This is a genomic window from Alteromonas sp. G4i35 (assembly GCF_054960375.1).
This window is the reverse complement of record NZ_JBHNZD010000003.1, coordinates 98,241-114,835: the sequence shown is the minus strand read 5'-3', so window position 1 is coordinate 114,835 and position 16,595 is coordinate 98,241. Positions and strand designations below refer to the sequence as shown.

Below are 16,595 nucleotides of genomic sequence, written 5' to 3'. Positions count from 1 at the left end.
TTAAGCTCCCTGCGCTTCTTCAATTTCTTGCTTATCGGCCTCGTTCACGAAGAAAACTGAAACCGCACCAATTAACATAGAAACTCCGGCAACAACGATAATGTACTTTGCGTCGTTGTCGAAAACAGAACTTAGAATCCAGCCAGCAGTTAGACCCGAAACAATTTGAGGGGCGGCAACGGTAAAGTTGAAGATACCCATATAAACACCCGTTTTATTTGCAGGTAACGCACCAGCTAACATAGCGTAAGGCATAGCAAGAATGGCAGCCCACGCTATACCTACGCCTACCATAGGGATTAACAGCTTCACTGCGCCCAAAGGTACTGTTACTTCAGTAATCACTAAGTTTACGTTGATCATCGTCAGGTCTTGGAATAACAAGAAGCTTACGTAGCTCAGGCCACCTAGCGCTAAAGACGAAGCGTAAACCGTTTTGCGACCAAACTTGTCAGCAAGTTTTGCCAAGAAAATAGAAAAAATCGCAGCAAATACCGAATACGCAGCAAATAGAATCCCTACCCAATCACCAGCAGCTCCCTTGGCCATGATGATGGTTTCAGGCACCATCGGGGCTGCAGCAATATAAGCTGGGTCAAACCACTGCTTATCTACATTCCATATATGTTGCGTAATAGCAGGTGTGGTATACACCCACATAATAAAGAGCGCAAACCACGAGAAAAACTGCACGACAGCAAGTTGTTTCATTGTCTTTGGCATATCTTTTACTAACGTGAAAAACTCACTTAAGCGTTGTCCTAGCGGTGCTTTAGGCGCTTTTTCAGTTGCAGGCTGCTCTTCGGTAAGCCCTTTATAGCGGTTGTATTCATCTGGTGCGTATTCTTTGGTACGAACTACCGTCCAAATGACCGTACCAAGCAGTACTGTAGCGCCAATGTAGAAAGCCCAAACAACAGAAGGTGCAACCTCACCCATTTGTGCCGTATTTTCAAGGCCAATAACATTGGTAAGTACAAATGGCAGTATTGAGCCGATAACTGCGCCTATATTAATCAGTAACGACTGAATCGAATAGCCAACATTGCGTTGTGACGGCGGTACCATGTCTGACACCAATGAGCGAAACGGCTGAAAACATACGTTAAACGACGCGTCCATAAGTGCAACCATTAACGCGCCCATTACCATAGGTGCCAAGAAGGCAACAAATATCGGCGCATTCGGCAGTAAAATCATACCCAATACTGCGGCGATTGCACCAGCAAGAATGAACGGGCGGCGTCGACCTAATCGATTCCACGTTCTATCAGATGCTGAGCCAACAATTGGTTGAACGATTAACCCCATGATTGGCGCGACGAGCCAAAATAGTGATAGCGAGTGAAGGTCTGCCCCTAAGTCTGAAAGGATCCGACTTACGTTTGCGTTTTGCAGTGCAAAACCGAATTGAACACCTAGAAAGCCAAAGCTGACGTTCCATATTTGCCAGAAAGAAAGGCGTGGTTGAGTTGCTTGCATACTTTGCTCTATTTATTGTTTTACTATAGTTAATACGATTACTGCACAATGAAAACACTAGCAGACATTGCTGGTAAGCTTAAGGTATCCGTCGTCTTAAAAGATATCCCATCGCTAACTCGTGTTAACGTCTGGTGTGTGCTTAGCACCTCTGCATACTTATTTAGAGGCAGGTCCACTGGCTTTTTATTTAAGATGACCAATATTTTATCAGACTGATTAGTATGTGATTTATCTGCACCACTGGCTGAATCGACATTTGCCTCTCGAATATAGGTATAAACCCCATTCTCCGGTGCAAAATGCTTCAACAGGCCTTTAAACTGCATAGGGTGTGATTTACGCAGTTGAAGTAACCCCTTCACACGCTGCTGTGCCCAACGCTCATCATCCGTTAGACCGTGCCCGGTAAAAGCGTTTTTGTCATTGTCCGAAGGCCACCCGCCTGGAAAGTCAGAACGAATAATACCGTGGTCTTCACTGCCTTCGTTACCCATTAAAATTTCTGTACCGTAAAAAACTTGTGGAATACCGCGCGTAGTGAGCAATAGCGTCATAGCCATATTCCATTTGTCTTTATCATTACCGAGCTGAGTAAAAATGCGGCTCATATCGTGGTTATCAGGAAAGATGACCAAATTATTCGGGTCGCCATACAAAAAGTCAGTAGCTAAGGTTTCGTATACAGAGATGAAGCCAGAATTCCAGCTTTCATCATTACTCAACGCTTCAACGACTGCGGCTTGAAGCGGGAAATCCATAACCGATGGTAGAGCGCTATCGTAGTCATCGTGGCGGTGGCTACCCGCCTGCCAATATGCCGTGATTGCGGGGTTAACTGACCACTCTTCCCCTACTATATTGAAATTCGGGTACTCGTCCATTATGCGGTTTGTCCATTGGCTCAAAAACGCCTTATCAGGATAGGAGTACGTATCCACACGTATTCCACTTAGCCCAGCGCTTTCAACCCACCAAATCGCGTTTTGAATAAGGTAGTTCGCTAAATGCGGATTGCGCTGATTTAAGTCCGGCATGGTTGGCACAAACCAACCATCGCTAAACCCTTTTATATCGCTTGCTATGGCGTGAGGGTCGTGAAGAGCTTCACGCTTGTGGGTTGTCCCTACAAATTTACCGTTGTTATTGATCCAGTCGTGTGACGGCGTATCTTTCATCCATAAATGATTACTGCCTATATGGTTAAGTACCATATCCATTATAATGCCAAGACCCTTTGATTTAGCTTCAGTACTTAACGCAATAAAATCGTCATTGGAACCAAATCTAGGGTCTATTTTGTAGTAATCCGTGGTGGAATAGCCATGATAACTGTATTTATCCATGGCATTTTCGAGCATGGGCATTGTCCATATTTGAGTAAAGCCCATATCCTGAATGTAGTTGAGGTTATCAACAATACCTTGAATGTCACCACCGTGGCGACCACCTTTGAATGAACGGTCTGCGGGATCGCCATAACCCTTAACATTATCATTTTCCTTATTACCATTGGCATATCTGTCGGGGGCAATAAGATAAATAGCATCTTGAGGCCCAAAGCCTTTGCGCGACGCTGAGCCTTGTGCTCTTTTTTCTAACGTGTAAGTTAAATCACGGGTCGTACCATCGCTGTCAGTAAGCCTGATAACGAGTTCCTGGGCACTAACATTCGACGTGTCTAGCGTTACGAATAGATAGTTTTCACTATCAAGGGCTTGGCTATGCTTAACGCTTACATCGCCTTTCGCTATTGAAACAGTGTCATCGGCAACATCATCACCATAAAGCATCAGTTCTACATTACTGTTTTGCATACCAACCCACCAATTCGGCGGGTAAACATCAATGCCACTGTTTGCAGATGATTGAACTGAGAACAAAGGAAATGTAGTGATACAGCTGAGGAGAAGCGGAATTGCGCGCTTTTGGATTTTTTTATGACCACTGTCATTAATTACACGATTACGTTTTGGCACATCAACCCCATGTTAAAAATACGTTAAGTACAAGATGGTGATGAGATACTACCTTGCCCGTCCGATCTGACCAATGCTCTGCATACGTATTCACGAAACACCATGTAAAAAAACATGGTGTTTCGCGTTAACTCAGCAGCATGTGATAAAACCTAATTAGAAGGCGAATACTTTAGTCTCAAGCCCTTCCAATGTGAACGAAGCGTTGTAGTTAATGCCCTCTTTTTCTAGTGTTATGCCTTCATGAGAAAGCATAGGCGCTAGCGTGATCCGATCGCTATCTTTACCTAAAACATTTGAAGGAACAACAAGCTTCATTGCACCTGTAGGCTTATCGTCAAAATTCGCCACAACCACAAATCCGTGCTCGCCTTGCGCACGCACAAAAGCAAATTGCTGCTCAGTATAGGCTGAATCTTTCACATCAAGATTGAGCGCGTGTAGGCTTTGATATTCACCTGTAACAGCAGGGTTTGTGGCAGCAATAGCCATCACGTCTTGGTAAAATTGGTGAAGTGCTTTTTCATCTTCAGTAGATTTCCCTGCATCAAACTTACCGTCGTTCATAAAACGCTGATGGGCAGGAACGCCTACATAATCGAAAATTGACGTACGTGTTGGATCTCCAAAACCTGTCTCTTCACTACCGTCTTCACCCACATCTTGACCAAAGTACAACAACGTAGGCGAACTGCTAATAAGCGCACTCACTGCAAGCGCGGGTTTACCTTTCTGGGCACTACCGGCAAAGTCGGGGCTGGCTATACGTTGTTCGTCGTGATTTTCTAAAAAATGAAGCATATGCGGGGCGATATCATTGATTTCATCATGAATAGTAACCAGTTTGCTTACTTCTCCACTCCCCTGCATAATCGTTTTTAATGTGTCGTAGAAACCCACCTTGTCGTAAAGGTAATCCATTTTGCCTTGGTGGATATACTCGCGATACTTATCTGGTTGATAAACTTCCGCTAGCAAGAACGCATTAGGTGCCTTTTGTTTAATACTGCTATTTAGAAACGACCAAAACTCGACAGGCACCATTTCGGCCATATCGTAGCGGAAACCGTCGACACCTTTATCTATCCAATAATGTGCAATATCTCTGAATTTATACCACGAATCTGGTACGTCTTTTTCGTGCCAAAATGCGGCATGTTCTTCAATAGACTTATCACTGTACTCTTCAGGTAAAACTGGAAAGTCGTAGGTGCCGTCAGGCTTCACGCCATAGTTCACTTTTACGGTCTCATACCAGTCATTTATATCCGGTTTCGAAGCTCTAGCACCGTTGCCTGTCCATTTTGCTGGGAACTCTTCGAACTTACCGTCAGATAGTGGATGCTTTTCACCACCTAGAGGTTGATAGTTATCAGCTGTGGGCACTTGAAACGCTTCACCTACTACATAGTAAAAGTTGTTATCACGGGCGTATTCAACAGACGTGTCGTCGTGCGCGCCGAAATCACTTACACCTTCAGGTGCAGAAAGTGAATGGTAATCACGGGCGACATGATTAGGCACGATATCGATAATAACCTTCATTCCCGCTGCGTGAGTCCTGGCAATTAGCGCTTCAAATTCTTCTAAACGCTTGGCTGGATCATCGGCTAGGTCTGGATTAACGTTGTAGTAATCTTTAACTGCGTAGGGAGAGCCCGCTCTGCCTTTCACTACATCTGGGTCGTCGTTTGAAATACCAAATTCAGTGTAGTCATTAATCACCGCATGGTGCGGCACACCGGTATACCAGATATGACTGGTTCCCAAAGATTTTATGGCCTTTAGCGCTTCGGGAGTAAAATCACTAAACTTACCTACCCCATTGTGCTCAATTGTGCCCCAAGGCTGGTTATTTGTATTCGTGTTTCCAAACAAGCGAGTAAAAACTTGATAAACAACAGGTTTACCTTGCCTTTCAGCAGAATCGTTTAGCGTCGAACTTTCGCCGTTTTGACCAAATGGTTTCAGACTAGCGTCTTTGATCACCGGATTTTGATTATTCACTGGAGAGGTCGGCCCTGTACACGCTGTTAATCCAATTGACAGCATAGCAATTGACAAGGGTTTAAGACAAAAACGAAATTGGAAATTTGGCATGGCAATCATTGTGATAAACGTAAATTATGCCAACAGGATACGCGTTAACTGGATGTTAAAAAACATGCATACGTATTCAAACATAAAAAAACCGCCTGACGAGGCGGCTTAGTATTCCAGATAGCATGGTGTCATGCTGCATGGGCTATGCGAAGAGGCTTTCGAGTATGCTCAATGGTGGGAACGGCCACATCGCCAATAGCTTGTAACGCACTATTTAGTTCTGAATGAATCTTTCTGTGAAAACCTTTTAGTGGTTTTGCTAAATCATCAAGCAGTACATGCGGTGACAATCTATATGGCATACGTTTGCCATTGAATTCAATAGCTTCACCTACTGGATTAAAATGAATACCGAATGCCTTCATTCTTCTTGCTAACTTAGGCTCCATAAGCACATAGGCATGCTTAACGTTTAAATGAAGGCACACACTCGTTGCCATTAAGTACAGTGCAATTGAAAGATAAGGAAAATGCTCAACGTTAAATGGAACATTTTTCTTTTGTTTAACTTTTTCAATTTTTTCAGAGGGTAGGATTTTAGAGCGTAACTGTCGCACTCTAAATTCTCTCGGTATTGCAAGGCGAGAGATTTCACAGACGCTTTGTGGGGACAAGTTTGAAGGTAGCAATGCACCATCGCCAATTACTTCCGCACACTTTTCTTCTAATGGAAGTGCCAAGCCAGCTTCAGTTGGCAAGACCAACCTTATCGTGCCTGCACACTCTCCTGTTGGCAAATGCTTGATGTAGCAATTGATCGCGCGATCATCAAACTTATCTTTTTCTAATGCAGTGGCATTTTTCTGCTCGAAGTTCATTTCTTCACAATACACTTTGTGTCGCGTTTTATAACTCACCTGCTTTTCACTTTCTTCGTTAGCAATCACAAGTTCGTAACGACTAAAGAAGAAATTAGAAATACTCTCTTCGAGTGAGAAACGACTAGGGAGTACCCTAGAAAATGTTTGTGGTAGTCGACTCAGTTTGTTAGACACGGCGCCATTAAACGCTCGAACTGCGCTCATTGTTCTCATCTTCAACGCAAAGCTCCCCTGATTTAATTTATTATTAGGCTTGTGGGTAACTTCCTGTTCGCAACGACAGCCTTAGTTATTTAATTACTATTTAATCTTAGATTTGTTATTCGTATCTCTACTTTGTCTGATAAGTGCATCCCCACTTACGTAATCAGACTTTGACAGACGGTCATACAGCAACACATTTGCTGTGGCCGCTAAATTCATGCATGAAAAAGTAGGAACGTAGACAACATGATCGCACCAAGACAAAACGTCTTCGCCAATACTGCCATCTTCAGGACCTAGCAAGTAAAACGCATTGCTCGGGTGCTCAAACAAAGGTAGTGGTGTAGCACCCTCTACCAGTTCAACCGCTACGACTGACGCACCTTCAGGCACTACTTCTTTTAAGTCGTCGACCCCAATGGTCGGAATGACTTTATGAAACGCTTTCGTATCCGCATTAAAATCTTTAGCAAATCGATAGCGCTGACCAGTATAAAAAACGCTGGCCACACCATAACAACCTGCAGCTCGCAGTATAGAAGCAACATTTACGGGATTTTTCGGGTTTATTAACCCAATTGACATTTTCTGATTCGCAATTTGCACGTTTATATTTATTTTATTTTTATTCAGCATTTGATATTGCCACGTTCTTTCTCACGCATCTAGACAGGTTAGCGTAAACTAACCTTAAGTATGATTAAATATATCTAAATAGCGGTAGACACAAAACTCGCGATTCAACTATGCCAATAAGCATTTCTGCCAATGAGCATTGGTCTCCTCTTGCTATCGAGAAGCACGTGATATTGCAAAGCGTGGTCAATTATAATTTCTATATTTTAATAACGTGTGACAGTTTGGTCTATTTACTCAATCCCTTTTTTAAGAAGGATTTAATGTTGAGATAAATGAACCACCTGAAATCTTCGCATCGTTAAAAAAACAGCGTTTATTGCCACCTGTTCAGCAAGATGCAGACCAATTTAATGAAAATATTGCACATTGCCTGCAAAGTTTACATAAAAATGCTTCATAAACTCGATAAAATTCATTTTTTTCAAAATGTTACTAAAATAGGAAAAATGGCAACTTATGTTCAAACGGGAAGTCAACAGCGCTAGTTATAAGCGGTGTGAGGGAAATAGCGTTGCTAAGTTCAACAATTCACGCTGTGTAAGACTGGTACTAGAAGTAAGAACCAGTAACTTAAGCTTAAACTGTTGCCAAATTGAAACAGGGTAAGATGCTGAAAATTAAAGTTTTATTGGAGATAAAAAAAAGCTTGGAAAAAAAACCAAGCTCTATAAGCCTTTTGTTGCGATTTGCATACAGGCTTTGTACAGAAAGAAGAAATCAGTCTGGTAGCTATGCGCTTTTGCGCTGTCTTTCCACTAAATTCTCATAGCAATGTTTAAGATAGCGTCTTGCCATGCGCCGCCCTTGACCGTAGCCTCGCAATAACTTCTTCTTATCCATAGTTAAACGCTTAACGCAAAAAGCTTCATCAGGCGCTATCACACGGATTGTGCAGTCGTCGGGTGGATTATTGAGAAAAGCTAACGTTTCGTTATAAATGGCTGCACGCTGCAACATCTTATCGAGTAGCGCAGGCTGGTTGCGATACATCTTTTGCATTAGCCAAACAGACTTTACTTCTGGTTTTGTAAAACCTAACGGTTGAGAAAGAATAACCGTGATATCCTTCGCACCCATTTTGTATGCTTGGATAGCAGGTATTGCATCTGCCACTCCCCCGTCCAAGTATCGCGTACCGTTTATTGAAATTTCGTCTCGGTATGCAGTTGGCAACGCACAGGAAGCTACCATTAAATCATCAACATTATCTTTGGTGGCTTGTATATATTCACATTCACCTGACTCTGCATTAGTAATCCCAACATACAGTGGCATGCTGCTTTTTTCACCTGGTGCAGGAATATTCATGGACTGTTTAGAGTGATGCCATAGCCAATGAACATCTGTCATGTGCCCACCTTTTATGAAACGAAGCGGGCTAAAAAACTCCCTCTTTGTGGCGTATTGCGTGATGATGGTTTTACTAAGCCCATGCATTTTCGACACGTAGGTTGAAAGATTAGTTGCGCCAGCTGAAACACCAATCGCGAAGTCGAACGAATGGTAGTCATGCTCCATGAATTTGTCTAACACGCCTGCTGCAAAAACTCCGCGCATAGCGCCACCTTCAACAACGAGTGCACGTTTCATTTTCATCTCCTTTTGAATAATTTCAACCACTCTGGTACGACCACTATTTTCTTGGTGATACTACTAGAGAATCAAGAGATATGCCAAAAACAAAAAACCGCAAACTACGTCGCGGTTTTTAAATCTTGGTTTATTAGAAATTTACCAAGTTAGCATCTGTTCGGTCTTACTTTTTCGTAACCGTTAACGTAGGTGCATTTCCATCAGGGCCAGATACCTTAAACTCGTATAGACCAGACTCTGCAACTTCAATCATTAGATTATTGTTACTTGCGCCAAGTATTTTCGGCTCGCTAGGCGTTACTACGTTGCTTGCTGCATCGTTCGGGTTGCCAAGGTTTACTGTCGACCAGTCTTCAGAAGCGACTTTGAATTCAATACTACCTGCGCTCAATTCAATGTCTGCGGTATAAACACCTTCTCCTTGATATTCAAACATATCGACAGCTCCCCAGCCATTCATACCACCACGGATATAAACTTGAGTGTCGCCCCAAAACGCTTCTTTAAATACACCAACGGTTGGCGCATTTAAATCAGTGACGTTGAATACGAACACATAGCGGTCGGCGGTTTCAATGTTCAAAATAAGATTGTCGTTAGTAGCGGCGAGCCCCAAAGTCTGACCAGGCGCAAGGTTGCGATCTGAATCATCTGCTGATATCGCACCGAAGTTCACGGTACTCCAATCTTCTGAAGCAACCTTAAACTCGTAAGTCCCTGGCTCAACATCACGAGAGAAAGTGTAAATACGTCCGCCTTGGTAAGCAAACTCCTCAGCCGTACCCCAGTCGTTCATTGCACCACGAAGATACACTGGTGTGCCAACATAGGGCTCTTCGTTCTCAACCATAAGGATTGGTGCTTCGCTATCAGTCGCATCAATAGTAAACAGATAGGTCGCGCTCGTCGCTGGTGTAAATGAAAGGTTGGTATTAGTACGTGCAAGAACCTTTTCTTCGCCCGCTATTACTGTACCTTCTTCACCATCCGCTGCGCCAAAGTTCACTGTACTCCAATCTTCAGATGCGAATTTGAATCCATATGTAACGCCACCTTCAAGTGTAGCTGTTACGGTGTACTTACCGTTACCCTGATAGGTAAATGCATCATCCGTTGACCAACCATTCATATCTCCACGCAGGTAAGCGATGGTGTCGCCGTAAGGAACAACATCAGGCGCACCAGACGTGGCATACGCTGATAGACCATAACCTTGAGCTCCAGACTGTGGTTTTACGAAAACAGCAATAGTTAGTGCAGGAACGGTAAAGGTTCCATTACCATCTTCACCTTCTACAAATGTGGCGCCGCGTACCGCTGCATCGACAGAATTCATTTGTGTGGCGTGAAGCGAAAAGCCTGTTGCTGTGTTTACCGTGATAGACTTCTCTTCATACCCCGTATTCACAAGCACCATAACCGCATCATTCATCATGTCTAAATCTAGGCGAGGTACTTCGCTGTTTTCAGATATGCCGTCATCAATGCTCATCGCTATAAGACCACGCTGCTGGCGTTCGCCAATATTGTGGAAACCTATACGGTCGATGATGTCTTCAGCGGTGGTTAATCTAAACAGCGGACTTGTCATTCGAATATTAAGCAATTCTGCAAACACATCAGAGGCAAACATTATATCTGCCATTGAGGCCGCGCGATTTGGATTGTAAATGAATTCACCCATTTCTTCCCAACGGGCTTCGTTGTCTTGTGCCAACGGTAAACCTACGTTCCAGTTGTTCGTTTCGTAGGTGAAATCGACGTAGTTAAACCAGTCGCCCGCATCATAGGTATTTCTATCCATTGATTTTGAGCGAAGCATGTCGCCGCCCATTTGTAAAAACGGAATACCTTGAGACACAAGATTAATACCCATTGCTACATTTTGGGCACGAACCCGCTGTTCTAAAGTAATATCTTGTGGAAGCGTGTAGTTTAACTGATCCCACAGTGTTTCATTATCGTGCTTCGACACGTAGTTAATGATATCCGCAGGATCTTCTGCATAGCCGCCTAAGTTACTGGTAGCGCCTGCACTTCCTGAAGACGTCTCCAAAACATAGTCTTTTAACGTTCCGATCATGCCCATTTTTACGCGGTCTTGCGCGCTTAATAGCCCTTCATCTTCCGGTCTAAAGATAGCGCCCTGGCGAATAGCTTCGCGAATACGGTCGTTATAGGTACCAATCTCGGTACCAGCCATATTGAGCTGGCTCGCTTGCTCGTAACCGCGGTCTATTTTAGTCCAGCCTTCACCGTAGAAATAGTTGTCAGCATCGATAGCTTGGACTGCATCACGCAAGCGTACCATAGTGTCTTTTGTAGCTTGGCTCATGATGTCGAAACGGAATGAATCATACTTATAATGCTCAGCCCACATGAGCAGCGAATCTTCCATGAACTTTTCCATCATGACATTGCGAGGCTCTGTGTCATCACAGCACGTTTCACGAACAATCGCACCAGTATCCACTTCATAACGGTGGTAGTAACCCGGTACCGCTTTGTCTAATACTGACTTACTGAAAACACCCGACGCATTGGTATGGTTATAGACTACATCAAGTGCAACACGTAGCCCCATCTCGTGAAGTGCTTGGATCATGGCGCGCATTTCTACAATGCGTTCTACTCCCTCTGCACTCGACGCATAGCTGCCTTCCGGCGCGTTAAAGTGATGAGGATCATAGCCCCAGTTGAATGTATCTAGATTGCGTAAATCATTAGTAAGCTGCTGGGCTTTACCCGCTTGAGATAAAGGATCGTAACTGTTGTAAACGTCAATTAACAATGCATCAGCGCTTTCTTCTTCACATACCGCAGCACTGCTATTTAAGCGACACAGTTTGCCTACCGTATCGTATAAATCTACCGTTTTTGTTGGATCCTCATCGATAGTTGCAATGTCATTTGCTGGAAGTATATGGAAGTAAGTAAGCCCTGCTTCAACAAGCTTTTTAAGGTGCTCAACCGGTGCTGTGCCCTCTTCAGTAAAGGCAAGGTATTTACCTCTATTTTCCTCAGACGTAGACATATCACGTACGCTAAAGTCACGAACGTGCCCTTCGTAAATGACTGCATCTTCATAATTTTCAACCGTCGGAATAGTATGAGTATCCCAGCCTTGTGGTTTTAAATCATCATCAGCTAGATTTACGAAGCGAGAGAAACGGCCGTTTGTGCTTAGTGACACAGAATATGGGTCTGTAACAAGCAGCGTTTCTACATTCCCCGTAATAGGGTGATAGACGGTAACTTCATAACGGTAAAGCTGACGGTCTAGGGACATATCGCCTTCATGACGCCAGACACCAGACGTATCATCGCGAACCATATCAATACGTTGGCTTAATGTCTTGTTGTCGTTATAAATCAGAAGATCAACATTTGAAGCAGTAGGCGCCCACAATGCGGCAGTAATACCTGTATCAGAGTAGATACCACCAAGTTGAGCTTCGTCGGCATCGTCTTCACCGAGCGTATATAGTGCGTCTATTCCGTTAGCCAGTTGGATCCCGGTCGCAACAACAAGCGCACCGTCAGCATCGTAACCCCCTACTACGGCTTGTGTCGTCAACACGGTTTTAGCATCTTCAACCGACCAGTCGCCTTCCCAAGCCTGCATAGCAGATAAGTGCGGCGCACGGTCAGATTGCTCTTCGGTAAGTGTTGTACTCATTAACGTTACTTGAGTACCGTTAATACCCTCTTCCAGAGTGCTCTCTAAGTCAGCCTGTGCTGAATAGTGAAGTTTCACCTCTGAAACGGTTTCAGGTACGTCCCATAAAATAGTGTTGGCATCTAACCAATGCGCGCCAAAACCCTCGATATCAACAGGCTGAGGACCAAGAGACATGATAGGGAACTCAAATATGGTTGCCTCGCCTGAAAGGGTAAAATTCATGCGTACAAATGTTTCATCATCTTGTACTAAAGAACCCTGGAAGTCTCCGCCCCCCATTTCTTTTCCGGCATCGTCAGTGCCTTTGTGGATGATGAAATTGTGGCAGCTTCCATACCCGTCTTTAAGGTCTAGAATCCAATACGCACCATAGTTTGGATCGATACCGCTATGAATGCGACCGTTGGCCCAATCCGTGTCTGCGTCAGCATAAGCATCACACTCGTCATTGTTCCAAGTATGTAGTCTCCAGCCTTCATAAGCTGCATCGTTACTTGAGTTATCAGCGTCAACAGCAGCCCGATTATAATAAAGTACAGCTTGATTAGATGAAGGGGTAAATACAGGTGCAGGTAAACTTGGATCAGCACCTGCTTCACATGCATCGTTCGCTTCATTAGGTACGAGCGGCGCATCGCATTGAATAGGTGGTGGCGGTTCACAAGCCGTACCTGATGAATTAGGTACATTTGGAACCTCACAGGTAAGCAGATCGTTGGTGCCCGACTCTACGCCCGAGCCACCGCAACCTGCAAGTGTATATGCGCCTACTACGAGTAACGCAGCGCGCACTACTCTTTTTTTAGTAAACATAGAATTCTCCTGAATATTTTCGCTACTTTTGGCAACCGAATATTCCGTCGTGTTGCTAAATAAATTACCTAAGATGCTGTTTTTCATAGTTGATATGTCATCCCTAGGTAATATTGCGTTCCAAAGTATTGGATAGTGCCGGTTTGCTCTTCTGATGAGAAATAGCTCTTCGTTGGCTCGTCTGTTAGGTTATTAACTTGAAATAGTACGCTCCAATTGTCGTTAATCTCGTACGACGCTTGGTAATCAATAACCAATTCTTCGTCAAAGTTAACCACCTGGTCGTTTACCGCTACTTGCTGCGAAACAAATGCATCGCGATATCGGCTAGACAAGCGAGTTTCAAAACCTTCGTATTCCCAAAACACGGTTAGCGTAGCAACGTTTTCAGAAAGACCTGGTAAGTTAGCGGCATACACGTCATCACCTAGCGTGCGCTGAATTTCACTTTCGGTGTAAGAGTAACTTGCGCTAACGCCTAAGCCTGACCACATGCCAGGCAGCATGCTATAAATTTGCGTATAGGCGATTTCTAAACCGCGAATATAGCCACCTTCGGCATTGTTTACGGCTGTGCTGTAGCTACCATTTTCAGTAGGGACGGTAATAAAGATGGGGTCGCCATTTTCATCAAGCGCTAGTTCGGCTTCCTGTCCTGCAAACTCTGGCGTCAAGTAAACCGGCACACTTACGTTATCAGGAATTACAATGCCGTTTGCTTCAAAATCATAAGGCTCTATTTCGATGTCTTCTACGAACGATTCAATGTCTTTATAAAAGCCAGCAACAACTAATGCGCCTTCCGTATCTGAGAAATAATACTCCCACGAAACGTCGTATTGAGTTGCATAGAATGGTTCTAAATAAGGGCTGTTACGGGCGCTACCACTAACCCTTGCCGTAGGGTTGGAAAGCGTAATTTCACCCGAGTCTCTGTCTTGGAAAGCGGTAACCGTTTCAATAGTGGTTGACGCATTTGCGGCAAAACGGTTTATTGGCGCTCTGCCCATCACCTTTGCGGCGGCTACACGAAGTTGCGTGTCATCTGTAAGTTTAAAGTTCAGGTTAATTGAAGGCAAAACGTCAGAATATTCGTGACTTATCAACGCTGGGCGATAAAAGTTATTAATTAGCCCTACGTCGTCGGTAATGTTTTGTGCACCAGCCGTAGGGTCACTAACTTCAACCGATGTTCCGGTCTCAAGGTCTTCAATTAACTGAGTAGCACGCTGTAGCGTCGTTGAACTTTGTTTACTTTTAACGTAACGAACACCAACATTACCTGTAACAGGAATACTGCCAATTTCTGTATTAATGTTTGCCATCAAGTAGGCAGAATTCACTGTTTCAAATACATCGCCACTTTCTTGTAGCGTCCACGCAGTAGCAGGCCCGGTACCTGGACCATTGATAACGCCGGCAGCGCCTGGTCCCCACGTTTGAACAGGCTGTGGCCTACCGCTTGGAAACCAAGCATTAAGTGCACTGTCTAGATCAACGGAAAGATAACTTGGAAAATAACCAAAATCACCGCTCCAATTAACCTCTTCGATCATATCAGAAGTTAACTGAAGTGGCGGTTCGCTTACTGAGAATGCACTATCGTTTCCGTATTCAAACACAGAGCGGTCATTGTTATATTCCCGGTCTGAGTATCGATAGCCAAATTCAAAGCCAGAAATGATTGGCACATCGACATAATATTGGAAGTCTACGCGATAGGCGTCTAACTCATCTTTGTTTTCATACGGATAAATACCGTATTTACTTACCATTACACGGTCTAAGTCTGTAAAAGCATCACTTTGATTAAAACCGATATCAGGTAAGTTTAAACCGTTGAGTAAATAAGAAATTTGGACGTTTTCGTCGAACACGGGGTTTGCCGCTGTCGCATCTTCGCCAACAAGCGACCACAGTAAGCCGTTTCTAAAGTCGCTTTCAGCACTTGAGCGGGAGACGTCAAATTGAACCGCTAAATCTGGCGATATTTCCCAGCTAGCATTCACGCCTAAGTTTGTGACACTGTCGAAATCTTGATTGTCGTCGTTTACCAACTCAACACGGGTAAAGCTGTTGTCTGTACGAGAAAATGTGCCGCCAATTACGCTATTATTTACTACTACAGGATTAGTTATACCAGCGTTTATTCCACCTAGCTTAACGCGAAATCCACGTGCAAAGGCTTCGGAGTCAAATTTCGAGATAAAAGCATCAGCTTTAAGTGTAAAGGTATCGATAGGTGCCCATTCAAACGCGGCAACGTAGCCATCGCGAGTCTCTTCCCCGCCCTTGTGCTGCATTTCAAAGCCTTCTGAAATGAGTTCACAATTGGGGCAATCTGCTGGCCCGTCTATATCACCTTCAAGTCCGTCTACATCAACTTGACCGTTATAAGCTAAACCAATGAATTGAGTAGAAACACTCGGTTGGAATAAACGAGCATAACCTAGTGATACACCTAGCGTATCGTCAAGGAATTTACCTTGGTATGAAAAACTCAGTCTATGTCCATACTCTGTAGCATCACTCACCTCTGACGCTCTATCGTTGTACATGCCACGCATGTTGGCGCTGAATTTATGCTGCTCTTCAATGGCAAGCGGTGATGCAGTTTTAAGTTCCACCGTACCCGCTATACCCCCCTCAATAAGCGATGCCTTGGGTGATTTATAAACCGCTGCCTCACTAATAAGCTCTGAAGGATACTGATCAAACTCAATTGCTCGGCTTCCGCTGGTCGATACCTGCTCTCTACCGTTTAATGTAGAAAACACAAAGTCACCGGATAGACCACGAATGTTTATCTGCGCGGCTTGCCCCCCGGTTCTTACCGCAGAGATACCCGGCAAGCGGGTCAGTGCATCCGCCATCGACACATCGGGAAGTCCGCCCAAATCGTCTGCAGATATTTGTTCAGAAACCGTATCGGAGAAGCGTTTCTGGTTTAGTGATTGGATCAAGCTGGTACTAAAACCACGTACTTCAATACGCTCTAGGGTATCTTCTTGTGGTCGTTCAACTTCGTCTATTGAGGTGTCTGGTGACTCTTGGGCATAAAGAGGAGCTGCGCTAAACGCGACCCCACTACTTATCAAGGCCGCCATGATAGTGCTGGGTTTGAATGTTTTCATTGGTGTCCCATTCCTTGTTTATTATCGACACTTTTAGGACTACCACACCCAAAAATGCCTCTTATGGTTCAACACCAAATACTACTGTTTTGTATAAAAAGGGAGCAATGCTATGCATACGTATTCATTTACATAGGCGCAACAT

The 16,595-nt window shown here is 44.1% G+C and carries 8 protein-coding genes; all 8 read right to left on the bottom strand.

Annotation, left to right across the window (positions count from 1 at the left end):
• The gene (locus ACFI6L_RS02460; protein ID WP_462573363.1) at positions 1-1,482 is read right to left on the bottom strand and encodes an MFS transporter; all 1,482 of its coding nucleotides are present in this window, start codon (positions 1,480-1,482) and stop codon (positions 1-3) included.
• Between the two features lie 38 nt (positions 1,483-1,520).
• Positions 1,521-3,461 (bottom strand): glycoside hydrolase family 13 protein, encoded by a 1,941-nt coding sequence (locus ACFI6L_RS02455; protein ID WP_462573362.1) that lies wholly within the window; start codon positions 3,459-3,461, stop codon positions 1,521-1,523.
• Between the two features lie 156 nt (positions 3,462-3,617).
• Positions 3,618-5,570: an alpha-amylase family protein gene (locus ACFI6L_RS02450; protein ID WP_462573361.1), complete on the bottom strand. Its 1,953-nt coding sequence runs from the start codon at positions 5,568-5,570 to the stop codon at positions 3,618-3,620.
• A gap of 122 nt (positions 5,571-5,692) precedes the next feature.
• Positions 5,693-6,589, bottom strand: a complete 897-nt coding sequence (locus ACFI6L_RS02445) for a PEP-CTERM/exosortase system-associated acyltransferase (RefSeq protein WP_014949457.1) — start codon at positions 6,587-6,589, stop codon at positions 5,693-5,695.
• Between the two features lie 96 nt (positions 6,590-6,685).
• On the bottom strand, positions 6,686-7,174 hold the full coding sequence (locus ACFI6L_RS02440) for an RNA methyltransferase (RefSeq protein WP_207198495.1): 489 nt from the start codon (positions 7,172-7,174) through the stop codon (positions 6,686-6,688).
• Between the two features lie 783 nt (positions 7,175-7,957).
• Positions 7,958-8,818 (bottom strand): patatin-like phospholipase family protein, encoded by an 861-nt coding sequence (locus tag ACFI6L_RS02435; RefSeq protein WP_239246695.1) that lies wholly within the window; start codon positions 8,816-8,818, stop codon positions 7,958-7,960.
• Positions 8,819-8,984: 166 nt separating this feature from the next.
• Entirely contained in the window at positions 8,985-13,316 is a 4,332-nt protein-coding gene (locus ACFI6L_RS02430) for an alpha-1,6-glucosidase domain-containing protein (protein WP_239246694.1), read from the bottom strand.
• Between the two features lie 83 nt (positions 13,317-13,399).
• The gene (locus ACFI6L_RS02425) at positions 13,400-16,450 is read right to left on the bottom strand and encodes a TonB-dependent receptor (RefSeq protein ID WP_462573360.1); all 3,051 of its coding nucleotides are present in this window, start codon (positions 16,448-16,450) and stop codon (positions 13,400-13,402) included.
• Positions 16,451-16,595 lie beyond the last annotated feature (145 nt).